Source organism: Microbulbifer maximicatervae (SeqCode) (assembly GCF_052467065.1).
Genome location: NZ_CP174299.1, coordinates 1,707,277 through 1,730,958, shown reverse-complemented (window position 1 = coordinate 1,730,958; position 23,682 = coordinate 1,707,277). Strand labels below are relative to the sequence as shown.

The 23,682-nt window shown below is 53.6% G+C and carries 18 protein-coding genes; 13 read left to right on the top strand and 5 right to left on the bottom strand.

The features are described 5' to 3' along the window. Positions 1-8 precede the first annotated feature (8 nt). Entirely contained in the window at positions 9-3,362 is a 3,354-nt protein-coding gene (locus tag ACJJI1_RS07675; RefSeq protein WP_444958996.1) for an amidohydrolase family protein, read from the bottom strand. Between the two features lie 226 nt (positions 3,363-3,588). Between ACJJI1_RS07675 and glmU the strand changes: the two genes are divergently transcribed. The 11 genes from glmU to ACJJI1_RS07620 all read left to right on the top strand — a co-directional run bounded on the left by glmU (position 3,589) and on the right by ACJJI1_RS07620 (position 16,544). Continuing rightward, the gene (gene glmU, locus ACJJI1_RS07670; RefSeq protein WP_444958995.1) at positions 3,589-4,950 is read left to right on the top strand and encodes a bifunctional UDP-N-acetylglucosamine diphosphorylase/glucosamine-1-phosphate N-acetyltransferase GlmU; all 1,362 of its coding nucleotides are present in this window, start codon (positions 3,589-3,591) and stop codon (positions 4,948-4,950) included. A gap of 125 nt (positions 4,951-5,075) precedes the next feature. Continuing rightward, the gene (gene pdhA, locus ACJJI1_RS07665) at positions 5,076-6,167 is read left to right on the top strand and encodes a pyruvate dehydrogenase (acetyl-transferring) E1 component subunit alpha (RefSeq protein ID WP_444906817.1); all 1,092 of its coding nucleotides are present in this window, start codon (positions 5,076-5,078) and stop codon (positions 6,165-6,167) included. Continuing rightward, entirely contained in the window at positions 6,167-7,162 is a 996-nt protein-coding gene (locus ACJJI1_RS07660) for an alpha-ketoacid dehydrogenase subunit beta (protein ID WP_444958994.1), read from the top strand. The genes pdhA and ACJJI1_RS07660 overlap by 1 nt, the downstream gene beginning before the upstream one ends. Then, the gene (locus tag ACJJI1_RS07655; RefSeq protein WP_444958993.1) at positions 7,159-8,364 is read left to right on the top strand and encodes a dihydrolipoamide acetyltransferase family protein; all 1,206 of its coding nucleotides are present in this window, start codon (positions 7,159-7,161) and stop codon (positions 8,362-8,364) included. Before ACJJI1_RS07660 ends, ACJJI1_RS07655 begins: the two co-directional genes overlap by 4 nt. Positions 8,365-8,482: 118 nt before the next feature. Further along, on the top strand, positions 8,483-9,307 hold the full coding sequence (locus ACJJI1_RS07650; protein ID WP_444959370.1) for a DeoR/GlpR family DNA-binding transcription regulator: 825 nt from the start codon (positions 8,483-8,485) through the stop codon (positions 9,305-9,307). A 2-nt stretch (positions 9,308-9,309) separates the two neighbouring features. Continuing rightward, entirely contained in the window at positions 9,310-11,139 is a 1,830-nt protein-coding gene (glmS, locus tag ACJJI1_RS07645) for a glutamine--fructose-6-phosphate transaminase (isomerizing) (protein ID WP_444915136.1), read from the top strand. 24 nt (positions 11,140-11,163) lie between these two features. Further along, a complete protein-coding gene (locus ACJJI1_RS07640; protein WP_444958992.1) occupies positions 11,164-12,042 on the top strand; it encodes an alpha/beta fold hydrolase in 879 nt (292 codons plus the stop codon). Between the two features lie 156 nt (positions 12,043-12,198). Next, positions 12,199-13,215 (top strand): zinc-binding alcohol dehydrogenase family protein, encoded by a 1,017-nt coding sequence (locus ACJJI1_RS07635; RefSeq protein WP_444958991.1) that lies wholly within the window; start codon positions 12,199-12,201, stop codon positions 13,213-13,215. 361 nt (positions 13,216-13,576) lie between these two features. Then, a complete protein-coding gene (locus ACJJI1_RS07630; protein ID WP_444959369.1) occupies positions 13,577-14,341 on the top strand; it encodes a class II aldolase/adducin family protein in 765 nt (254 codons plus the stop codon). Positions 14,342-14,529: 188 nt separating this feature from the next. Next, on the top strand, positions 14,530-16,149 hold the full coding sequence (locus tag ACJJI1_RS07625; protein WP_444958990.1) for a Na+/H+ antiporter: 1,620 nt from the start codon (positions 14,530-14,532) through the stop codon (positions 16,147-16,149). A gap of 44 nt (positions 16,150-16,193) precedes the next feature. Further along, on the top strand, positions 16,194-16,544 hold the full coding sequence (locus tag ACJJI1_RS07620) for an AraC family ligand binding domain-containing protein (protein ID WP_444940377.1): 351 nt from the start codon (positions 16,194-16,196) through the stop codon (positions 16,542-16,544). 14 nt (positions 16,545-16,558) lie between these two features. Here ACJJI1_RS07620 and ACJJI1_RS07615 read toward each other — a convergent pair whose 3' ends face one another. Next, on the bottom strand, positions 16,559-18,415 hold the full coding sequence (locus ACJJI1_RS07615; RefSeq protein WP_444958989.1) for a monovalent cation:proton antiporter-2 (CPA2) family protein: 1,857 nt from the start codon (positions 18,413-18,415) through the stop codon (positions 16,559-16,561). Positions 18,416-18,428: 13 nt separating this feature from the next. Continuing rightward, a complete protein-coding gene (locus ACJJI1_RS07610) occupies positions 18,429-19,730 on the bottom strand; it encodes a cation:proton antiporter (RefSeq protein WP_444958988.1) in 1,302 nt (433 codons plus the stop codon). A 519-nt stretch (positions 19,731-20,249) separates the two neighbouring features. Here ACJJI1_RS07610 and ACJJI1_RS07605 point away from each other — a divergent pair. Together ACJJI1_RS07605 and gstA are read left to right on the top strand one after the other, a co-directional pair. Further along, positions 20,250-20,645, top strand: a complete 396-nt coding sequence (locus ACJJI1_RS07605) for a DoxX family protein (protein ID WP_413663848.1) — start codon at positions 20,250-20,252, stop codon at positions 20,643-20,645. Positions 20,646-20,759: 114 nt separating this feature from the next. Beyond that, the gene (gene gstA / locus ACJJI1_RS07600) at positions 20,760-21,365 is read left to right on the top strand and encodes a glutathione transferase GstA (protein ID WP_413663847.1); all 606 of its coding nucleotides are present in this window, start codon (positions 20,760-20,762) and stop codon (positions 21,363-21,365) included. A 10-nt stretch (positions 21,366-21,375) separates the two neighbouring features. Here gstA and ACJJI1_RS07595 read toward each other — a convergent pair whose 3' ends face one another. Next, complete coding sequence (locus ACJJI1_RS07595) at positions 21,376-22,635, bottom strand: multidrug effflux MFS transporter (protein WP_282930601.1); 1,260 nt, start codon at positions 22,633-22,635, stop codon at positions 21,376-21,378. Between the two features lie 117 nt (positions 22,636-22,752). Next, entirely contained in the window at positions 22,753-23,607 is an 855-nt protein-coding gene (gene hexR / locus ACJJI1_RS07590) for a transcriptional regulator HexR (RefSeq protein WP_282930602.1), read from the bottom strand. Positions 23,608-23,682 lie beyond the last annotated feature (75 nt).

Below are 23,682 nucleotides of genomic sequence, written 5' to 3'. Positions count from 1 at the left end.
GCCTGAGGTTAGTGTACCCAGTGGTGGCGTTCCATCTTCTCCTGTACCGCTTCTGCCGTAGGAGCGGGCATAGCGCTGATAGGCAGGCGTTCGTGGAAGAATGCCAAGCGTTCGCCAGCCCCTACTTCATTCATGGTCTCCGCCTCAAACACCCGGCCATTAATTACCGTGTAGGTAATGTTCTCTGACAGGCGGAGGTTATCCAAGGGGTTGCCGTCAACCACGATCAGGTCAGCCAGCTTACCAGCTTCAATACTGCCGATATCACCGTCCATACCCAAGTAGCGGGCACCATCGATAGTACCGGCACGGAAGGCTTCCCAAGGAGTAAAACCGCCCTGCTCCATCATCCACATCTCCCAGTGGGCTCCAAGTCCTTCGCGCTGGCCGTGGGCGCCGATATGTACGGTGACACCTTCGTCGCGCAGCTGCTTGGCCTGACGGGCCACATTAAAGTGGTTGTAGTGGGCATCCGGCGCAGTGGGGCGACGGATAGAGCGGGGGTTAACGATAAAATCGGGGGTAAAGCGGGTCAGGCGCTCGTTCTTCCATACCTCGGTGCGGTCATACCAGTACTCCTCACCCCAGAGACCGCCGTAGGCCACGACGAAGGTCGGTGTATAACCCACTTGGGTTTGGCTCCACAGCTGCTCCACATCGCCGTAGACATTGGCGATCGGCAGTGAGTGCTCAATACCGGTGTGCCCGTCCACAATCATGTTCATATTGTGCTGGTACTTACCGCCGCCCTCGGGCACTACCATAATGCCGGCTTCGCGGGCTGCCTGCAGTACTTGCTGGCGCTGGTTGCGGCGGGGCTGGTTGTAGCTCTTCACTGAGATGGCGCCCATTTCCTTGAGGCGGTTCACGTGGAACTGAGCGTCCTCCAGGGAGTTGATCTTGGCTTTGTAGCCTGGACCTTTGGCGCCATAGAGGATGGTGCCGGTGGAGAAAATACGCGGCCCAGTAATCAGGCCGGCCTTTTGCATTTCAGCGGCGGAGAAGATCTCGCTGCTGTCATTGGAGGGGTCGTGAATAGTAGTCACTCCAAATGCCAGGCTGGAGAACAGGTTCCAGTTCTGCTGCGGGATAATCTCTTCGCGACCCTGAGCACCGTGGGCATGAGCGTCAATAAGCCCCGGTAAAACGGTTTTGCCGGTGATATCGATACGCTTCGCTTCGGTGGGAATCTCCACTTCCGCTGCGGGTCCCACGGCGACAATACGGTTGCCCCGGAACAGAACCACACCATTGTCGATAATTTCACGGGTGTTTTCCGCATCGCGCATAGTGACAACCTTGCCGCCTGTGAGGGCAACGAGACCTGCGCGATTGTCGAAGGACTGTTCAAAGCTCAGGTCGATGCCTTCAGAAACTGGCTCTGGCAGTTCCTCCGGAGCGCCGGCGACAAATTCGAAGGCGTCCTTCAGTTCTCGCTCGAACAGTTTGGGGCCGTGTGCCCAGCCCAAAGTGTCGCTATCGGCAGACCAATGCAGGTTTTCACCGGCGCGCTTGGATACCTGGGTGACTTTGACTGCTTTGCTATCGGGGCCGATAACCTCGGATTTGCCAGTATGCATAAAGGGCGCGACAAAGGCTTTGAAGTCCTGGGTGAAGGCAACCCACTTGCCGTCTGGAGACAGGCGGAAGGAAGTAATCTCAGCGCCGTGCAGGTGCTCGCGCTCATCCTTGCCTTCCAGGTTGGTGCTCTTCAGCACGCGCTTGCCGCCGTCAGCGTTTTGGTACTCGGAGAAGTAGATACGATCTTCGCTGGCGCCGAAATGAGGCTCATAGCCAGACTTCACGACCCGGCGCTGCCAGTCGCCGTCGGCGTCTGCCAGGTAAATGCCCGGTTCCAGGGAGTACTCGGGGCTGAGCAGATAGCCGCCGGTAAAGCGACGGTAGGCCACTGCGTCACCACTTGGAGAAAAGCTTGGTTCAACGTATAGGCCCGGCTGCTTGGTGATGTTTTTACCGCGACCGTTACGAGCGGAAACTACCCTCACATGGCCCAGGTTTTGGTCGTCCCAAGAGACATAGGTGATCTCGCGACCATCGCGGGACCAGCTGGGATAGAACTCAAAGTGGTCGTCCTGGCGGGTCAGACGACGACGCTCACCACTGGCGACATCCTGAATATAAATCTTGCCCAATGCCTGGAAAGCGACCTGCTTGCCGTTGGGGGATTTCTGCGCCCAGCGAATCATCTTCACATCGAAGGTTTCCGGCGCTACGTCTACCGGGAAGCGCACCGCATCCGCTACCTGTTTCTCAACTTTCACATGGGCCGCAATCGGTGCGACGCTGTCGCCGTTGATGGAGATGCGCAGGAATTTACCGCCAGTCCAAACGACCAATGATTCACCATCGGGCATCCAGTCATATTGAACGTAGTTGCCATGGGGGCCAAAGATTTCCTGCAGGTCGCGTTCGAGGCCGGAGTAAACCGGTGTTTCCAGTCCTGTATCCAAATCTTTCAGGAACAGGGAGGTCTGGTTGTCCTGGCGGCGAATGAAGGCCAGTTTACTGCCATCCGGGGATGGTACAGGTGCCACTGCGCCACCGGGACCGGAGACAAAGGTCTCCTCTTCACCGTCCTGGAGGTCATAGCGGTTGATGGCAAAAATTTCCTGGGTGGAGTTTTTGTTGTACTTCCACACGGTGCCGGGGGTGGTATCGATGGAGTAATAGACATAGCGTCCATCTGGAGAGAAAGCTGGATCGGCAATATTTTTCTGGGCGATATCGCCACCGATGCGCTCTTTCAGTTGGCGACCTTCACCCCCACCGTAGTGGTACATCCAGATTTCACCGGCGGGGATACTGCGGCCAGACATAAAGCCTTTACGCGCTACCAGGTACTGGCCATCGGGGCTCCAGTTAGGTGAGTGCAGCAAGTTTTCCTTCTCTGTCGTGAGCTGGCGAAGGTTGTCGCCATTGCGATCCATCAACCAGATGTTGTCGGCGCCGTCACGGTCGCTGATAAATACGATGGTCTTGCCATCCGGGCTGAAGCGCGGCTGCATATTCCAGGCGATTTCATTGGTCAGGGCTACCGCCTCGCCGCCTGCTACCGGCACTGTGTAGATATCGCCGAGCATATCGAACAGGATGGTTTTGCCATCTGGGCTGATATCCAGGTTGCTCCAGGTGGTCTCGCGGGTGTCTAACTGGATCGGTTTGAATTCGTAGGGTGGCTTGTTGATATCCCAGGATTGGGCTTCCGCCTTTTCTACTTCCTTTTCTTTGGTAGCTTCGAGAGCGCTTTCGGCTTCTGCCACAGCACCCATCGGCAGGGTCAGTGCCAGGACAGCCAGAGCCAACAAATGGTGGCGCGGCTTGTTCTGCTTGGTGGTGTTCATTGAAATATCCCTCCGCCCGATTCTGTGTTTGGCGGCTATATTTGTTTTGTTGGGTTGAGTAACCGGTTGATTTCACAGGGGGTAAATTACCGGGATCAAAGCGGCGCAGCAATCTTAATGCGTTGAATACCAGGGCCCCGGGGCGAACTGTTGTTCGCTTGAGTAAACCGGGTCTAGTGGCCACAATGCACTCAAATTTTGTAGACGATTGGAATATCGACCCGTTATGACTATCGATGTTGTGATTTTGGCCGCTGGAAAAGGCACCCGCATGCACTCTGACCTGCCTAAAGTGCTGCATCCTATTGGCGGTATTCCCATGCTTGAGCGGGTAATTGATACCGCCATGTTGTTGGGAGAGGTACAGATTACCGTGGTAATCGGGCATGGCGCAGACCTGATACGTGACCGCTTTGCTGATCGTGGTGTCAGGTTTGTGGAGCAGGAACAGCAATTGGGTACCGGGCATGCCGTGGCCCAGGCGGTGCCCTATTTCCGCGAAGGAGCCACCGTTTTGGTGCTCTATGGTGATGTGCCTCTGGTCAGGGCCGGCAGTTTGCAATCACTGCTATCGGCAGCGGATCACGGACCTGCCCTGCTGTCAGTTGAAATGGCAAATCCCGCCGGTTACGGGCGCATCGTGAGGGATAACAGCGGCTGTGTGCAGTCGATCGTTGAGGAAAAGGATGCCGATGCGGATACCCTGGCTATCCGTGAGGTTAATACCGGCATTTTGGCGACTCCTGGAGCACTGTTGGCTCGCTGGTTGCCGGAGTTGTCCTGTGACAATGCTCAAGGTGAGTACTACCTGACCGATATTATCGGTCGTTCGGTCAGTGAGGGTATTCCTGTAACGGGCGTAATTGCCAGTGATCCACTGGAAGTGGCGGGAGTAAATAGCCGTGCGCAGCAGGCACAGATGGAGCGCGCTTTGCAGCATAACCATGCGACCGGTCTTATGAATGCGGGGGTGACTTTATTGGACCCCATGCGTATAGATGTTCGCGGCAGCCTGGAGTGCGATACCGATGTCTCTATTGATATCAATTGCATTTTCGAAGGGACAGTTTCACTGGGTAAGGGGGTACAAATTGGACCTAATTGCCTGCTAAAAAACTGTCGTCTGGCAGATGGCACCAAAGTAGAGGCCAATTCCATTATCGAAGGCGCTGAGATTGGTGAGGCTTGCACTATTGGTCCCTTTGCACGTTTGCGTCCGGGCACAGAGCTGGCCACTGGTGCCAAGGTGGGTAACTTTGTCGAAACCAAAAAAGCCAAAATTGGTGAGGGCAGTAAGGTTAATCATCTCTCTTATGTCGGTGATGCCCTGGTGGGCGAAGCGGTCAATATCGGTGCTGGCACCATTACCTGTAATTACGACGGTGTGAACAAGTCCCTGACCGAGATCGGCGACAATGCCTTTATAGGTTCTAACACCGCTCTGGTAGCCCCAGTAACTGTGGGCGCCGGAGCCACAGTGGGTGCTGGCTCCACCATTACCCAGGCTGTGGGGAGCAAAGAGTTGGCGGTAGCGCGTAGCAAGCAGCGCAATATTAACGGCTGGCAGCGTCCGACCAAGAAAAGCTAAATAACCCTTACCGTAATTGGATTGCCCCTCGGAAACTATAATTCCGGCGGGCCTTCCCTCTCCACGCCTGTTGATAGCCACCCTATCCATTAAACTTGCGCTTCGGGAACAAAAGGAATGGCCCGATGCACAAGCCCAGATTACAGCTGCTTGCCAGTTTTGATATTGCCTCGCTGCAATATTTGGATGAACAGGGACAGACGACCCAAGCCCTACCGGAATTTGCCACCCCGGATACCCTGATTGCTTACTACCGCCAGATGACGCTGGCTCGTATGGTGGATGATCGCGCGGTAAAAATGCAGCGTACCGGTCAACTTGGCACCTATCCCTCCAGCCTCGGCCAGGAAGCTATTGGTGTTGGTCTCGCAGCCGCCATGGCCAAAGAGGATATCTACTGCCCCAATTACCGGGAGACAGGCGCTCTTCTGGAGCGGGGCGTCACTATCGAGGAGATCTACGCGATCTGGGGGGGCGATGAACGGGGGCAGAACTTTCGCCATAGCCGCGAAGATTTGCCCTTGAGTGTGCCTATAGCCACCCAGATGTTGCACGGTGCCGGTGTAGCCTTTGCCCTGAAATATAAACATGAGCATTTCGGTGAACCCATGCGCGTCGCTGTTTCGACCGGGGGCGATGGATCTACTTCGCGGGGAGACTTTTACGAGGCGATAAACCTGGCTGGGGATTGGCACCTGCCTTTAGTGATCGTTATCAACAACAATCAATGGGCTATTTCCCTACCGCGAGATGAGCAAACTGCCTGTAAGACTCTGGCACAGAAGGCTATTGCCGCCGGAATACCCGGCTTGCAGGTAGACGGCAACGATGTGATTGCCGTTCGTGAGGCGGTGGGTGATGCCGTGGAGCGGGCGCGCAGTGGTGCTGGCCCAGCTCTGATCGAGGCGATCAGCTATCGCCTGTGTGACCACACCACCGCCGATGATGCCAGTCGCTACCAGCCCAAAAAAGATGTCAGTGAAGCATGGTCCCGAGAGCCTTTGCGGCGCCTGCGATCCTACCTGGAAAACTGTGGTGCCTGGGATGATGCGCAGGAAGAAGAGATGCAACGGGAGCTGACGCAGAAGCTGGAGAGAGCGGTCCACATCTACCGGGAAACCCCCAGAGATGCCGCTACAGCAATATTCGACCACCTCTATGCAAAGTTGCCGGAGCCTTTTCTGGAGCAGTATCAACAGTTGCAGGGAGATAGCTAATGGCTGAGATAACTTTGGTCGAGGCTGTCACCCAGGCTCTGGATTACGAGATGCAAGCAGACCCGATGGTGGTTCTATTTGGTGAAGATGTTGGTCTGAACGGTGGCGTATTTCGCTCTACCGAGGGGTTGCAGGCCAGGTTTGGCCGGGACCGGGTGATGGATACCCCCTTAGCCGAGACCATGATTGCCGGAATGGCTGTCGGTATGGCGGTGCAGGGCCTGCGACCGGTGGCCGAATTCCAGTTTATGGGTTTTATTTATCCCGGTCTCGATCAGATCCTCAGCCACGCCTCGCGCTATCGCAATCGCACTCGCGGCCGCCTCTCCTGTCCGATTGTCTATCGGGCCCCCTATGGAGGTGGAATCCATGCACCGGAGCATCACTCTGAGAGCACCGAGGCCCTGTTCGCCCATATTCCAGGTCTGCGCCTTGTGGTGCCCTCCTCTCCTGCACGGGCTTACGGTTTACTATTGGCGGCAATTAGAGACCCGGACCCGGTAATTTTCCTGGAACCCAAACGTATTTACCGAGCCGTTCGCCAGGAAGTGCCCGACACTGGCGAGGCTCTGCCACTGGATCGCGCCTTTGTGTTGCGGGAAGGCCGCGATATTACGCTTATCGCCTGGGGCGCTTCCCTCAAAGAGACCCTGCAAGCCGCAGAGCAGCTCGCAGAGGAAGGGGTAGAGGCTGAGGTTATCGACCCGGCCACCCTAAAACCCCTGGATATCCACACGGTAATAGACTCCCTGGAGAAAACCGGGTGCTGTGTCGTTGTGCACGAGGCGGCCAGGTTTTGTGGCCTGGGTGCCGAGGTGATCGCACAGATTAATGAGTATGCCTTCGATCTTTTAAAGGCACCGGTACAGCGGGTGACCGGTTTCGATACGGTGATGCCCTACTATCAACTGGAGGATGAGTATCTACCCGGAATGCCGCGTATTTTGTCGGCCGTAAAGGAAGTGCTGGACTACGCCAACGGAGGGCCACAATGAAGACTTTTACCCTTCCGGATCTCGGCGAAGGTCTGCCCGATGCGGTAGTGCGGGAGTGGCATGTCAAAGAGGGAGACACCATAGCCGCCCATGAAATTCTGGTGACAGTGGAAACCGCTAAGGCCTTGGTGGAAGTGCCGGCTCCTTGGGGCGGCACTATTGAGAAGCTATTTGCGGCAGTGGATGAGACTGTGAATGTTGGCGATCCCCTGGTGGGATTTATGGCCGAGGGAGAAGTCGCAGTTGAAAGCCCGCCCACTCAAGCTGAAGAATCGGAACAAGAGATTAGTCCTCGGGCCGACAGCGGCACGGTGGTGGGAAAAATAGAGCAAGGGCAAGGTGTGTTGGGGGCTGAGCGGGGGCCGGAGATGGGCTTGAAGCGACTGGCCACCCCGAGAGTACGGGCCCTGGCCAGGCGTTTGGGGGTAAATTTACAGTCAATATCACCAGCGGGTGCACTGGTAACGGAAGCTCAGGTACGCACTGCGGCGGGGCCGGGAGCTGTGGCGAAGGGGCAGCATCCATCACCTGCCCGCGCTTCTGCTGAACGAACTACAGCCGTTGCACCCCAATTCGATTCTGAGTCTGAAGTCATGACGCCTGCACGTCGCGCAATGGGTTTGTCCATGAGCCGAGCGCGGGATGAGGTAAAGCAGATAACGCTGTGTGACGATGCGGATATTTCCAACTGGTGGGGTAGTGCTCCGGCGCTGCTGCGATTGATTCGTGCAGTACAGGAAGCTTGTGAGGCGGAACCTACCCTCAATGCCCTGTATCAGGATGAGAAGCTGGTGCCACAGGGCAGTATCAATATTGGCTTGGCAGTGGACTCTCCACGAGGGCTCTATGTGCCGGTACTAAGGGATGTCGCCCAGCGTACTGATGAAGATCTGCTCCAGCAGGTGGCGGACTTTAAACACCAGGCCCGCGAGACGGGGATCGCCCAGCGAGACCTTCAGGGGGCAAGCATACTTCTCTCCAACTTCGGCTCCATAGCCGGTCGTTATGCCACTCCGGTAGTCATGCCGCCCACTGTTGCCATTGTCGGTGCCGGGCGGGTGTGCCAGGGAGTTGTGGTGGTCAATCGATGGCCGGCACTTCGCCCCCTACTCCCTCTCTCTATCAGTGCCGATCACCGGGCCGTTACCGGTGGAGAGTTGGCGCGCTTTCTTCAGACAATGTTGGAAACTTTGTCCCTCTAACAGCCTGGTGAGTCCTATACCGGTATCTAATCAGTTGAGTAATGGTTTTTGATAAAAATTGTGGGAACTTTAGTTTCGTTTTGCTATCTTTAAGTTTCGAAACGAAACTTGTATGCCTATGTCCAAACGCAACACCCAACAGCGCCGCCACGGCATTCTCCACATGCTAAATGAAGTAGGAGAGACCAGTGTCGAGCAATTGGCGCGGCAGTTCGGAACTTCGGAAGTTACGATTCGAAAGGATCTGACGGCAATGGAAAATCACGGCTTGTTGCTGCGCCGCCACGGTGGTGCTATCCCAGTGCCGAGGGAGTTGGTCAATGAAGAAGGGCCCTCAGGGAGCAAGCGGGCCATTGGTCGAGCCGCTGCTGAACTGATACCGGATCACCATCGAATTGTGATCGATTACGGTCGCACCACGGCGGCAATGATTCCTGAGCTTGAAATCAAGCGCGGCCTTGTGGTGATGACTAACTCGCTGCATGTGGCCAATGCACTGCGCGAACTTGAAAACGAACCGACGCTGTTGATGACCGGAGGCACCTGGGACCCACACTTTGAGGCCTTCCAAGGGCAGGTTGCAGAACAGGTACTAAGAGGATACGACTTCGATCGCGCTTTTATTGGTGCCGATGGAATCGATTTGCAACGCGGTACCTGTACATTTAATGAACAAATCGGCCTCTCCCGCGTAATGGCGGAAGTTGCGCGGGAAGTGGTTGTATTGGCGGAGTCCAGTAAAGTGGGGAAGCGGATTCCCAATCTGGAATTGTCCTGGGAGCAGGTCGATATCCTGGTAACTGATGATGGCCTGGCGGATGCCGTGAGCCAAAAACTGGAGCAGCTGGGTATCCAGCTCATTTGTGCCGCTGAAGACAGGAGCAGAGGCGCTCAGCCTGAAATGTTAATGGGCGGCAAGACTCCCGGGTTAATGAGGAAATAATTATGTGCGGAATCGTAGGTGCGCTGGCACAGCGCAATGTGACGGGGATTCTTCTGGAAGGGCTGCGCCGCTTGGAGTATCGCGGTTACGACTCAGCCGGAGTCTGCTTAAGCAGTGGAGATGGCCAGCTGCAATTGCGCAAAAGCCTGGGCAAGGTCGCAGATTTGGAAGCCAAATTGAGTGAGGAGAGCGCCGAGGGTCATATTGGCATTGCCCATACCCGTTGGGCTACCCACGGTGTTCCCTCCGATGAAAATGCCCATCCCCATCTGTCTGGCCATATCGCTCTGGTTCACAACGGCATTATCGAAAACCATCAGGAATTGCGTTCAGAGCTTCAGGGAAAAGGTTATGAGTTTGAGTCTGAAACCGATACTGAAGTTGTGGTTCACCTTATTCACTCATTAAGTTCTGAGGGCCGCAGCCTGGTCGACTCTGTGACTGAAGCCACGCATATACTGGAAGGTGCCTACGCCCTCGCGGTTGTTAGTCATGAAGAGCCAGAAGTTTTGGCCTGTGCCCGCTCTGGTAGTCCGCTGGTCCTGGGGGTGGGCATTGAAGAGAACTTTATTGCATCTGATCCCATGGCCCTGCGACAGGTGACTGATCGCTTTATATTCCTCGAAGAGGGCGATGTGGCGGAAGTACGTCGCGGTGGCATCGCAGTTCGAGACAAGTTGGGAGAGGAAGTCAGTCGCCCGGTGCACAAATTGACCGGCGGTCATGAAGCTACCGATAAAGGGCGCTATCGCCACTTTATGCAGAAAGAGATTTTCGAGCAGCCCCAGGTGGTCGCAGCCACTCTGGCGGGCCGTATCGGTGAGCGCTCAGTGTTGGCCCAGGCCCTTGGTGCCCGCGCCCAAGAGATTTTGCCCAAGGTGCAGCAGGTACAAATAGTAGCCTGTGGCACCAGTTACCATGCGGGCATGGTAGCCCGCTATTGGCTGGAGGACTGGGCCGGTATTCCCTGCTCGGTGGAAGTGGCCAGTGAACTGCGCTATCGCAAGAAAGTGGTGCGTCCGGGAACGCTGTTTGTGAGTATTTCCCAATCCGGGGAAACGGCCGATACCCTCGCCGCCCTGCGCCAGGGCAAGGACCTGGGCTACCTGGCCTCCATGACCATCTGCAATGTGCCCAATAGCTCATTGGTGCGAGAATCTGAGCTATCGCTAATGACTGAGGCGGGCCCTGAGATTGGTGTGGCCTCAACCAAGGCCTTTACGACCCAATTGGTAGCCTTACAACTGTTCTGTATCGCCCTCGCCAAGGTCAACGGCCTGTCGGCGGAGCGTGAAGCTGAACTGGTCAGCGCCTTGCACCAGTTACCTGAGCTTATGGAGAGTTTTACCGGTCTGGATAAGGTGGTTAAAAACACCAGCAAGGCCTTTGCAGAGAAGAATCACGCGCTTTTCTTGGGGCGTGGTGTCGAATTCCCCATTGCTCTGGAAGGCGCTCTAAAACTGAAGGAAATTTCCTATATCCATGCAGAGGCCTATCCCGCCGGTGAATTGAAGCACGGCCCCCTGGCACTGGTGGACGGCGATATGCCCGTGGTTGTCGTTGCCCCCAATGATGAGCTGCTGGAAAAACTCAAATCCAATTTACAGGAAGTCCGTGCGCGGGGTGGGCAACTGTTTGTTTTCGCCAGCCCCAAGGCCGGATTTACCAGTGAAGAAGGTGTTACCGTGGTGGAAGTTCCAGATTCCCCAGAGAGTCTGGCGCCGATTCTCTACACCGTGCCGCTGCAGCTATTGAGTTACCATGTGGCGTTGCTAAAAGGTACGGATGTGGATCAACCCAGAAACCTGGCTAAATCAGTCACGGTTGAATAACCGTTCACCTGCCGCAAAAGGTTTATGCACAAGCGAGTAAAGCTGTGTGAATTTACTACCTCTGATAGCGTCACCCTGCGCTATCTAGAGGCCGGCAGCGGCCCCATATTATTGATGCTACACGGCTGGTCCCAGGGGGCGGTGTTGTATAAACATCAGCTCGCAGGGCTCAGCGATCAGTTTCGTGTGATCGCGCTGGATATGCGTGGTCATGGTCAGTCTGACAAGCCCAATCATGGCTATCGAATTTCCCGCCTCGCCAAGGACTTGCAAGAGCTGATCTCAAGTCTGCAACAGGAACCCCTTCATTTACTCGGCCACTCCGCCGGCTGCTCGGTGATATGGAGCTACCTGGAAATGTTTGGTGGGGATAGGGTCAGTGCACTAGTGCTAATCGATGAACCCCCCTGTCTACTGGCAGATCCCGCCTGGAGTGAAGCGGAGCGATTGGCAGCTGGAGGCATACTGACCCCGGAGAGCCTCTTCCAGTTTGTGGATAACTTGGTTGGAAAAAAAGGTGCTGAGGCCACCCGCCAAATTCTTATGTCTATGGTCACGCCTTTAATGGGGAAAACCCAACGGGATGAGCTGGTTGCGGTTAACCTGCAGTGTCCCCGTCGCTGGGCTGCAAAGCTTTTTGTGGATAACGTAACAAAGGACTGGCGGGATTTTATCCCCAGGATTGATAAGCCGACGCTAGTGGCTTTCGGTCGTGCCAGTCCACACCCAATAGAGTGCCAGCAGTGGATTCACCAGCAAGTTGCGGGTTCCAGGCTTGAGATCTTTGACGTGGCGGAAGGAGGAAGCCATTTCCTATTTCTGGAAGCAGCACAAAGATTTAATGCCTTGGTGAGTAAATTTCTTCTCAAGTTTTCCACAGATAGCCATTTCCCCTTGCCCTAGCTCAGTTTTGTGGATAACTGTGGATAGAGTTATCCATAGTTACTGGAATTTAAAAAAATAGTTGAAACAGCTTCTGCGAGAAGGCAGTTTTTCCTGTGGATATTCCTTTTTAAGATACCTTCACACCCGTTACCCCATTGGAAAAGGATAAAACTGATGATGAAGGCCGTCGGTTATCAACAGTCTCTGCCAAGCAGTGATAAAGAAGCGCTACAGGATATAAGCCTCCCCATACCGCAAGTCTCCGGCCGGGATCTGCTGGTAGAAGTACAGGCCGTTTCGGTTAACCCGGTAGATACTAAAGTGAGGCAGCGGGCCAGCCCGGATACCGGTCAGTGGAAGGTACTTGGCTGGGATGCTGTGGGCATAGTGAAAGCGGTAGGCCCGGAAGCGGGACTCTTTAAGGTTGGCGATCGGGTTTGGTATGCGGGCGATATCTCCCGTTCCGGCAGCAATGCCCAGTACCAGCTGGTGGATGAGAGAATCGTTGGTACTGCCCCCAAGACGGTTGGCTGTGCCGAGGCGGCGGCGCTGCCTCTCACTGCGATTACCGCTTGGGAAATGCTATTTGACCGCCTGCAAGTTGCGGTGGGTAAAGGGGCAAACAACAAGTCACTGCTGATCATTGGTGCCGCTGGTGGCGTGGGTTCGATTATGGTCCAGTTGGCCCGTCGTCTGACCAATTTGACTGTGATAGGTACCGCCTCCCGCCCCGAAACCAAAAGCTGGCTTGAAGAGCTTGGAAGCCACCATGTGATCAATCATCGGCAGTCTCTTAGCGAACAGTTAAGTCGCGAGGGTATCGATGGCGTCGACTATGTTGTTAGCCTCACTAATACCGAAGAGCACTTGGCGGAAATTATCAAAAGTATCAGACCTCAAGGGAAGTTTGGTTTGATTGATGACCCCGTCTCCTTGGATGTTATGGCACTGAAGCAGAAGAGTGTGTCTCTTCACTGGGAGTTTATGTTTACTCGCGCGCTGTTTTCTACCGAGGATATGGTTGCCCAGCATGTTCTATTGAATGAGCTTGCGGAATTAATTGACCAGGGATTAATTAAAACCACTATGGGGCAGAATTTTGGGAAAATAAACGCAAATAATCTTTTAAAAGCGCATCAGCTCATCGAATCCCAGGCTGCAAAAGGAAAGATAGTCCTAGAAGGTTTTTGATAAAGTAAACTCTCTCCTACCCAGAGTCATATCTATGACATCTGGGTAGGAATTTACTTTGAGTAAGCAGTACTAATTATTCGATAAAAGAAACTAAGTACAAGATACCTATTTTTCATTATTTGGCAGTAAATTTTTTCTTATATTTCTACCGGGCGAAAATAAACTGATAGAAAAGACATCAAAGTCACTTTTATATTTTTCCGCATTAAGCAGTCACCATTTTATTAAGTTATTAATCCTCGCATAAAAAATAAAAGTCATGCTATAACCATGCCTCGGCATTTTCCAAAGATGAGAGGGCCGCTAGGTGGCTACGACAGAAAAAAATAAAACAAAAACCGGTATTGATGCTGCTGTTATGAATGGCGACATCAATATGTTGCTTGGCGAGCCAACCCAGCCGCCAGAACAAGTTCGTGAAGAGCGTAAGAGGAAGCTGACGGCGGCTTTTCGGCTGTTTGGAAAATTTGGTTTTGATGAAGGCGTAGCCGGTCATATCACTGTCCGTGACCCGGAATATGACGATCATTTTTGGGTCAACCCTATGGGGGTTTCCTTTAAACAGATGACGGTGTCACAACTGTTGCTGGTCAATCATCAAGGAGAGGTGGTTGAGGGGGAGGGTTACCTTAATGGCGCAGCCTTTACTATTCATTCTCACATTCATAAAACCCGCCCGGATGTGGTAGCCGCTGCGCACGCCCATTCCCTTTATGGGAAAAGTTGGTCTACTCTCGGGCGCCTTCTAGATCCCATTACCCAGGATGCTTGTGCCTTTTATCGGGATCACGGTTTGCTGGATACTTTTTCCGGCGTGGTATTGGAAATGGGAGAAGGCGCAGCCCTTGCTAAAGCCTTGGGTAACCACAAAGCACTGATATTGCAGAATCACGGCTTACTGACGGTGGGTAAATCCGTCGATGAAGCTGCCTGGTGGTATATCACTATGGAAAAAAGCTGCCAGGCTCAGTTACTGGCGGAAGCAGCTGGGCAGCCTATTTTGATCGATCCAGAAGTGGCAATACGAACCCGGGCGGTTGTGGGAACTGAACTGGCGGGATTATTTAGCTTTCAGCCTCTTTACAATGTAATTGCAAAAGAACAGCCGGACATGTTTGAGTAAAGAAACTCCAAAAACTCTGCCAAATTTGTAGAGTAATTTTTTGGAGCGCCGCAAAGTGCCGGTACTTTTTCTCAGAATTTATTCCCTGTTTTCTATTCTCGCATAAACTTCCTGATATTGAGTGAGCAGCAATAGTTGCTCGATAGAGATCTATTTCAATAAGGCGTCACAGGGAACTGTAGCGAGTAATGCACTATCTGGTTATTGCGCTGGTGCTGTTGTTAGTTGTGGCCATTACCCTGGTTATTGCACGCCTGTTGCCTTTACCTATTCCACTGCCTCTATTGCAAATTGCTGCGGGAGCAATACTGGGTAGCTTTTTGGGAATCGAAATACCCCTCGAGCCAGAAATTTTTTTCCTGCTGTTTGTTCCGCCCTTATTGTTTATTGCCGGTTGGCGGATACCGAAAGGCGCCCTGTTTCGAGATATCGGTGCCATTGTTACCTTGGCTATTGGATTGGTGCTTTTTACCGTTGTGGGTATGGGATATTTTATTTCCTGGCTGGTGCCGGTCATGCCAATGGCGGTGGCTTTTGCAGTAGCGGCAATTTTGGCACCGACCGATCCCGTGGCGGTATCGGTGGTACACGGTGGAACTTCTATGCCACCACGGCTGGAGCATATCCTCGCCGGAGAGTCCCTGTTTAATGATGCCTCGGGATTGGATATTTTCCGTTTTGCAGTGATTGCTGCCCTCACTGGGACCTTTTCATTTCCCCACGCACTGGCTGGTTTTTTCTGGGTCGCTATCGGCGGTGTGGTTATTGGTGCTGGAGCGGCATTTGCTTGTGGATATATTTTGCGCCTGCTGGTCAGAATTGGCGGTGAGGACACTACTGTACAAGTTCTAGTGAGCTTATTAGTGCCCTTTGCGGCATATATCGCCGCCCATACTTTACAGGTATCGGGTATTTTGGCGGCTGCCAGTGCTGGAATTGCGACTCACTATACCACCTTACACGGCGCGGAAATGTCGACTACACGGATGGACCGCCGTGCAGTATGGAAAACAGTACAAGCAGTTCTTGACGGTATTATTTTTGTTTTGTTGGGAGAGCAATTGGTTCGAATTACCGGAGCCGATTTCTCCGGCGCGCGCCACACCGGTGACTTAACAATTATTTTTTATGTCCTGGCAATATTTGTTGTACTACTTCTCCTGAGATTTGTGTGGGTATGGGTCTCACTATATCTCTCACGTTTTGGGCAGAAAGTAGAATCTTTTGGTACCCATTTTTTATTGGTTAGCGTGTTGACTATCGCTGGGGTAAGAGGGGCGATTACATTGGCGGGAGCCTTTTCCCTTCCCCTCGCTATGACAGATGGAAAGCCGTTGCCCGGCCGTGATTTAGCCCTGATTATTGCAATGGGCGTTATCTTGCTTTCCTTATTGCTGGCAAGTTTTTTATTGCCTGTTCTACTGCGCCGTTTACCCGAAGCCCCCAATTTTGCCGCTATCGGTGATGAAAAAGGTGCGCGAATATCTGCTGCCACAGCAGCAGTGAATCAACTAATGAATATGCGTCATGATATTGATCGAGGCGAAAAAGATCGCGATCTCGATTTTGAGGCGGTGGATCACCTTTTGGCTATTTATCGGCGACGCATAACCCTAGGAGAAGATGAAAGCGAGGATATTATCTGGATGCGTTCCAGGGTTGAGCGTCATTACCACCTTGCCGCACTTTCTGCTGAGCGCGAACAACTGTTGGAATTGCGTGTCTCCAGGAAGATTGATGATGAACTCCACCGCAAATTGGTTTTGGAGGTCGATCTGGTAGAGGCGAGCTTAATTAACAAAGAATAAATTTTCTCTTGTAATAGACACGCTTAAATTGGTGAAAACTTGATATGGAGTTTGTAGAGCTGTGTTCAGTTAATGGGGTGTCCCGTTTTCAGAAAAGAAAAATAGACAGTCCCCAGCGCGAGCCCCTGGGTAATTACTCAATCCCCTATCCCGCCAAGCAGGTGCAGTTCCGGGAGTTTAGTGAGGGGCAGCGTTTTGATTGGCACTGTGCCCCGCAGGCGCAGTTTATTCTTTATCTTGAAGGCAGGGTGAAGCTCACAACCAGCTCCGGTGAACAATATATCTTTGCTCCCGGAGATATCTTATTAGCCAATGATTTACACGGAGAGGGGCATATCAGCGAGAGTCTGAGTCCGGGCAGGGCTGCCATTGTCGTGCTTAATGACAGCCCCTAGGGCCAATAACTGGCCTATTGTTTTTCCATCTCGGGCTTGGCTTCTTCCCAATAGTGATCCAAGTGCAGGTCCTTGTCGCGGCGGTCTTGTTGTAACGCCTGTAGCAGCTGCTCGCGATAGATTCGGCTTTGCGCAATATGCTGGGACTCATCGCGCCAGTAGGGGAAAAGTGCCTCCAGCATACGCTGGTCGTGCTGCTTGAATTTCAAGGCGGCGCGGCGCGCCTGTATGGGACTGAGTCCCAATAGTTCCAGCGCCTTTTCGCCGATGGTCAGGGCCGAGTCCACGGTCTCGCGGAAGATATAGCGGACCCCGGCTTCCATCAAAGCATATTGATGCATACGGTTGCGGGCCCGGGCGAGGATGGTCACATTGGGGAAGTGTTTTTGCAGCTGGGCCACAATTTCCAAACAGGCGGCCTGGTCGCTCAAGGTCAGGATAACCAGCTTTGCATTTTGGGCTCCGGCGGCGCGCAGCAGATCCTCTCGCGAGGCATCCCCGTAGTAAGCCTTGATACCATAGCGGCGCACCAGGTCCAGTTGTTCTGCATTGCGCTCGAGCAAAGTGGTATTGAAACCGCAGGCATTTAGAAGTCGCCCGGCGATTTGCCCGAAGCGCCCATAGCCGATAATGATTACCGGTGAGCCGGAATCCACAGGCGGTGATGTATCTATGTTGGCGGGAACCTCTGGGCCGGTGACAAACCGCGGCTGGATAAACTGCTCGTAGATCAGCAGCAGCACTGGTGTCAGGGCCATGGTCAGAGCAATTTGAGCTACTAACAGATTGCCGATGTTCGCACTCAGGACCTGAAGCTGGGTAGAGAATGCCACCAGTACAAAACCGAATTCACCGGCTTGCGCCAATGACAGAGCGAACAACCAATCCTCGCCCTTTGACATTCGCAAGGTGCGCGCCAGGGCAAACAGCACGGTAAATTTAACCAGCACCAATGCCAGTGCCAATCCGATTAGCACTAGCGGGTTGTCCGCGATCAGGGAGAAATTCAGGCTGGCACCCACGGCGATAAAGAAGAGACCCAACAGCAGGCCCTTAAAAGGCTGTATATCCGCTTCCAGCTCATGGCGGAACTCGCTCTCGGCCAGCAGTACCCCGGCGAGGAAAGTACCCAGTGCCGGCGATAGGTCCAGCCAGGTCATTACCGCAGCTGCGGCAAATACGATGAGTAGCGCGCTCACGGTAAACAGTTCGCGAACTTGGCTGCCTGCCATTAGACGCAGTAAGGGACCGAGCAGGTAACGTCCGGCGAAAATAAAAGCCAGCATGGTGCCGATAACTGCCGATGCGTAATACCAACCACTCAAGCCGCTTTCATGGGGGCTGGCAGCGGTACCTGCCAGCAGTGGCAATAGCGCAAGGATGGGAATAACCGCGATATCCTGGAACAGTAGTACCGCAAATGCAGCGCGCCCCCCCTGGCTTTTTAGCAGGCCCTTTTCACTGAGGGACTGCAATACGATCGCAGTTGAGGACAGTGCCAGGATCAGCCCGATAGCCACCGAAGAGCGCCAGTCCATTTCGGAAAAGGCGAGAACCAATCCAGCGATGGCCGCAGCGGAAAACAGTAGTTGGGCACTGCCGGTGCCGAGGATAGCACCGCGCATTTTCCACAATTTCTTCGGCTGCAGTTCCAAGCCGATCAGGAACAGCATGAGTGCAACACCAAACTCGGCAACGTGCATTTCATCGCTGGCATCGCCGACTAAGCCTAGGGCACTTGGGCCTATGGCCACACCGGCGAGTAAGTAACCGAGGACTGAGCCCAGGCCCAGGCGGGTGGCAATGGGTACCGCAATCACTGCGGCAGCCATGAAAATTACTGCCTCAATAAGGAAGCCGGAGTGTTCCATTTAATCGTTATCGCTATTTGGCTGTCGGTTGTTGGGGCTCGTCGCGTTCGGGCTCAGAAAACTCCCGGCTGCGACGAATCAATGGCGCTATGGTAGAGCCCTGTACGACGATAGAAAAGAGCACCACGCCATAGGTCATGACCACCCACAGGTAGCGAAGGTCCTGCCCTTGGACGAAGGCACTGCCGGCGGGAATAGACATCGCCAGCGCTAATGCCAGACCACCTTTCAGCCCTCCCCAGATCAAAATCCGGTTGGTATAGGGGTGGTACTTGCGGCGACTTTTTAAATACAGGAAGGGTATGCCGACAGCGAAAACCCGGGCGGTAAGAACAATGACAATGCCCACTGCCATCAGCAGGTAGTCGGAGGGGCGCAGGTCGATAGTAATCAGGAACAGGCCCACCAACAGGAAGAGCAAACCGTTGAGGAAGTCCTCGGTGATACTCCAGAAATTATCCAACTCGTGTTGGCTCACCCGGGAAAAGCCGCGCTCGCGGGTAAAGTTGCCAATAATAATGCCACTCACCACCATTGCCAGGGCGCCGGAGACTCCGAGTACATTGGCCAGGGAAAAACCGGCGGTGGGAATAACCATGGTCAGCATCAATTCCAGGCTGTGATCATTGGTACAACAAATGGCCCAGTGGAAAACTCCACCAATAATCAGTCCCAGTAATATGCCCCCAAGTGCTTCGATAGCGAATAGCTCTGCCACTGCCGGTACCGTGGGTTGGCCGCCTTCAAAAGCGAGTGCGTAAATCACCGCGAAGATCACGATACCGAAGCCATCGTTGAACAGGGACTCACCTTCCACCTGAATGGAAACCTGCTCCGGGGCCTTCAGGTTTTTCATAATTGCCAGTACGGCGATAGGGTCGGTGGGAGAGATCAATGCACCAAATAACAGGCAGTAAACAAAAGCCACCGGCATATTGATCAGCATCAGGAACCAGTAAAGAAGGGCCCCGACCACAAAGGTGGAAATGAGGGTACCGACAATGGCGAGAAGACCGATCTCCAGTTTCTGGTTGCGCAGCTCCAACAGATCGATATGCAAACTGCCGGCAAAAAGCAGAAACCCGAGCATTCCCTTGAGCAGAATATCCTCAAGGTTGAGCAGCGGCAGAAGCTGATCTGCCCAGGTGCGCAACTCTACCACCCCCAACTTGCCCAGGGCGGTGACCAATAGTGATAGTGCCAGGGCACCGGCGGTAATAGCGATTGTGTTTTGGGCGCGCAATACGTATTGGTTCAAGAAGCCCAGAAAAACTGATACGGCGGCAAGAAAACAAAAGGTGTAATAAACTTCCATGCCGTGTGTGGACTCCAGCGCTGAAATATTCTCGGATGGTTTAATGCCATTTTGGGGAGCGCCCCGGCGGCAATTTATATGATGGTGAGTGTGCCGTTATTGTAGTCGTGCAGAGGCTGCTCGATTTCCCTTGGAGTGGATCTAGGGCAACAGGATTACACCGGGGCGGGCCGCGCAGGCACAAGCGGCCAACTCCCTTTTATATGGGCGCGCAATTGTAGCGGCTCTAGGGCGCCACACAACTGCATTTTTCAGTTTTGCGCTCAAACGGATCGACTTCCCTTACCCACTAAAATTCATTAATGCCTTAGCTTTTTAAACATTACTTCACTACTTTCTAACTGCCAATTAGTAGATTCCTACTGACTATTGAAAATAAAAAGGATGATTGTCACGCCAATCTAGTGGTTTTTATCCCTCCTGAGTAAAGGCAGCTACCGACTATCTCATGAATTTTCACGACAGTGTCTACACTGGTTGATAGTCCATACCCATAAATGCGCAATTGAGGAAGTAGTAGTGAAGCATTCGATGTTGTGCGACACCTCAAAGCTGATCGGTCGGGTGCTGATGTCGCTGATCTTTATATTTGCCGGCTGGAATAAAATTGGCGGCTACGAAATGACAGAGGCCTTTATGGTTTCCATGGGGATACCCGGCTTCATTTTGCCCCTGGTCATCGTTATAGAGTTGGTGGGAGGACTCGCGGTGTTACTGGGGATATTCACTCGAATTTCTGCTTTTGTCCTTTTCCTGTTCTGTCTCGCTTCGGCCTTCCTGGTACACCTGTCCCCTGGTGATGCAACAGAAATGACCAGCTTTATGAAAAATATCACGATTGCCGGTGGTTTCCTGATTCTTACCTGTGCCGGTGCCGGTCGCTTTAGCCTGGACCATTGGATACGTGGTAAGTAGATTTCAGCAACAGTTGTATAGAGGAATTCAAGCCAGTTTCAATCGAGCTTCAGTGGGGAGAAATAAGCCGGGCCTATACTGCTGGGATATAGGTAATGACTCTACAGGATTACCATGAAGCTTTTTTATGCACCGGGTGTTTGCTCTCTATCGCCTCATATTGTTGCTTGTGAAGCAGGGATCAATCTGGGCCTGCAAAAGGTCAATCTAAAAACCCACGAGCTGGAAAACGGCGACGACTTTACAAGGATTAGTCCTAAAGGGTACGTGCCGGCACTGCAACTGGAAGGCGGAGAAGTACTGACAGAAGGTCCGGCAATCGTCCAGTTTTTGGCGGAGCAAAAGCCCGACGCGCAACTGGCGCCACCAGTGGGCACCCTGGCCCATTACCGGCTTCTCGAATGGCTCAACTTCCTCAGTGCTGAAGTCCACAAGCTATTTAAACCACTGTTCTGGCATGGTACAGAAGAAGAGCAGGAGGATTCCCGAGTTAGGCTTATCCGTTGGTTTGACTATATCGAAGGGCAGCTTGATAAGGACTACTTAATGGGAGACGGTTTCACGGTTGCCGATGCTTATCTGTATGTTCTCTCTCGCTGGCTGAAACATCAGCAGTTTGATATGCCCCGGTGGCCCCGGCTTCAAGCATTCCAAAAGAGAATGGAAGAAAGGCCTGCAGTGCAGCGGGCGCTTCAGGAGGAAAGTTTAGAGCCGGTGTAAAGAGCTGCCATTAACGCGGGGTAAAGCGCCGGGTTGCAGGGATATCGGACTCGATCGGTTGGCGAACCTTCGCGACAAAGAGTGCAGAGAGTAGTGCCACAAAAGCACAGCCCGCCATAGATCCTGCAATAGGTGTCAGGGTCCCGGTGTGCAGGCTGCTCGCCAGTCCACCCAGTATCCCCCCGGTAATAAAAAGAGCGGCGCCGTATAGCGCGTTGGCACTACCGCTGATTTTGGGGAAGAACTCCAAATAACAGGCGGCGGCATTGGGACCGGTAATACCGATACAACTCATCACCAGTACCAGGGGAATCATCCACAGGGTCAGTTCTTTGACACCTGTCATAGTTCCCAGCAGCAGCAGGCCGCAGCCCAATAGTTGCAACACAATACCCGCCAGCAGGATATTGCGCGGCTCAAAAAAGTTCAGTAGGCGGATATTCACCTGAACCATGCAAATTAGCCCGAGTACGCAGATACCAAAAAAAAGTGGGAACTGATTCGCGCTAACACCGAAGTAATCCATAAACACAAAGGGCGCGGTAGTGATGTAGATAAACATCGAACCGCTGACACAGGCTTGTGCGATTAGGAATCCAATAGCGCGGGGATTGCGCAAAACCTGGCCGTAGCTGCCCACGAGAGACTTTAGCGGCATCATCTGGCGGCGCGCGCGGGTAAAGCGGGAGACAGTCTCCGGTAGCAGCAGCTGTACTAGTACGAGCATTGCCAGAGCGTACAGTAACAAAAAGACGAAGATACTCTGCCAGCCACCGACGGCCAGCAGTGCAGAGCCGATCACCGGGGCGATCAGCGGTGCAATCAGCATGATAGTGCTGATCAGGGAAATAATTTTTGCCGCCTCGCGGCCACTGTGTAGGTCGCGCACTATGGCAGCACAGATTACTGTGGCAAAACCGCCGCCAACTGCCTGGCAGAAGCGCAGGATAATCAGTTGGTCTACATGATCGGTAAACAGGACCAACAGGGAGCTGGCTATATAGATACTGAGGCCGATAGTTCCTACAAGGCGCCGTCCCCAGCGATCCGATAACGGCCCGCCAAACAGTTGCCCGAGGGCAAAGCCCAGCAGAAAACTGGACACTGAGTACTGCATCCGCTCGACTTCTGTATCCAGGGCCGCCGCCATCGCCGGAATGGCCGGCAGGTAGCTGTCGATGGAAAAAGGTGTCAGGGAAACGAGTGCGGCCAGCCACACCACTAGCCAGCGCGGGGCTTTCTCGTCCGGGTTAGAAGCGATGGATGTCATTATGTTGCTCAGGTACAGCCTGGAAGGATCTTCCCGGCAAAGCCCAGTTGGCGGGAAATGGCTTTGGTAGAAACGGGCGGGCACATTGTCCCTTGCCCGCTTTGGATATCAGGGAGTTTAGTGCTTGTCTTCCCGCAATGTGTACAGTCCCTGTTTCAGTTTCAACAGGTGCTCCTGTAGCTGAGGACCTTTGCGCTGGGCTACGCCGATAGCGAGGACATCGATTACCACCAGGTGGGCGATGCGCGAGGACAGCGGCGTATAGATCTCAATATCCTCTTCCACATCCACTTCCAGTGGGATGCTGGCTTGCTGTGCTACCGGCGAGCCGCTGGGTGCCAGACCAACCACCAGAGCGCCCTGCTCTTTTGCCATGCTCATGGAGCGAAGTAACGCCTTGGTGCGACCGCTCTGGGAGATAGCTACTACTACATCCCCCGCTTGCATGGACATGGCCGACATATTCTGGATGTGGTGGTCCGAGTGGGCAGCGGTGGCCAACTGTAGGCGGAAGAACTTGTGCTGGGCATCGGCGGCGACGGCACCGGAGGCGCCAAAACCGAAGAATTCCACCCGCTTGGAAGCGGCCATCGCAGTGACAGCGGCCTCGAGGGCACGGTCGTCAATTCTATCGCGGACTTTCAGCAGGGTATCCACCGTGGAGTCGAAAACCTTGCGCTTGTATTCGGCAATGGTATCCGTTTCCGTAACCGCAATCTGGCCGAAGCTGGGGCTGGAAGCCAGCTGCTGCGCCAGGTTCAGCTTGAACTCCTGGAATCCGGAGCAGCCCACGGCGCGGCAAAAGCGCACCACGGTCGGTTCACTCACCTGGGCTTCAGTAGCCAGGTCGACGATGCGCATATGAATGATTTCATCGGGGTTGGCGAGAATATACTCCGCCACCTTGCGCTCTGATTTGCGCATGGATGACAGTTGTTCACTGATTCGTTGCGTTACTTCCGCCGGTTTCACAGGACTTCCTTCTCTATGCCAGATGGCGCAGTTTAGCCGCTGTGCCCTCCGCTGGCGAGCGACATTACATTGTCA

Coding starts and splice junctions, on each gene's coding strand:
- ACJJI1_RS07635 (WP_444958991.1), top strand. CDS start 12,199: ATGATGAAGGCCGTCGGTTATCAACAGTCTCTGCCAAGCAGTGATAAA.
- ACJJI1_RS07660 (WP_444958994.1), top strand. CDS start 6,167: ATGGCTGAGATAACTTTGGTCGAGGCTGTCACCCAGGCTCTGGATTAC.
- ACJJI1_RS07630 (WP_444959369.1), top strand. CDS start 13,577: ATGAATGGCGACATCAATATGTTGCTTGGCGAGCCAACCCAGCCGCCA.
- ACJJI1_RS07640 (WP_444958992.1), top strand. CDS start 11,164: ATGCACAAGCGAGTAAAGCTGTGTGAATTTACTACCTCTGATAGCGTC.
- ACJJI1_RS07610 (WP_444958988.1), bottom strand. CDS start 19,730: ATGGAAGTTTATTACACCTTTTGTTTTCTTGCCGCCGTATCAGTTTTT.
- ACJJI1_RS07655 (WP_444958993.1), top strand. CDS start 7,159: ATGAAGACTTTTACCCTTCCGGATCTCGGCGAAGGTCTGCCCGATGCG.
- pdhA (WP_444906817.1), top strand. CDS start 5,076: ATGCACAAGCCCAGATTACAGCTGCTTGCCAGTTTTGATATTGCCTCG.
- ACJJI1_RS07620 (WP_444940377.1), top strand. CDS start 16,194: ATGGAGTTTGTAGAGCTGTGTTCAGTTAATGGGGTGTCCCGTTTTCAG.
- gstA (WP_413663847.1), top strand. CDS start 20,760: ATGAAGCTTTTTTATGCACCGGGTGTTTGCTCTCTATCGCCTCATATT.
- ACJJI1_RS07675 (WP_444958996.1), bottom strand. CDS start 3,362: ATGAACACCACCAAGCAGAACAAGCCGCGCCACCATTTGTTGGCTCTG.
- ACJJI1_RS07650 (WP_444959370.1), top strand. CDS start 8,483: ATGTCCAAACGCAACACCCAACAGCGCCGCCACGGCATTCTCCACATG.
- glmU (WP_444958995.1), top strand. CDS start 3,589: ATGACTATCGATGTTGTGATTTTGGCCGCTGGAAAAGGCACCCGCATG.
- ACJJI1_RS07615 (WP_444958989.1), bottom strand. CDS start 18,415: ATGGAACACTCCGGCTTCCTTATTGAGGCAGTAATTTTCATGGCTGCC.
- ACJJI1_RS07595 (WP_282930601.1), bottom strand. CDS start 22,635: ATGACATCCATCGCTTCTAACCCGGACGAGAAAGCCCCGCGCTGGCTA.
- ACJJI1_RS07625 (WP_444958990.1), top strand. CDS start 14,530: ATGCACTATCTGGTTATTGCGCTGGTGCTGTTGTTAGTTGTGGCCATT.
- glmS (WP_444915136.1), top strand. CDS start 9,310: ATGTGCGGAATCGTAGGTGCGCTGGCACAGCGCAATGTGACGGGGATT.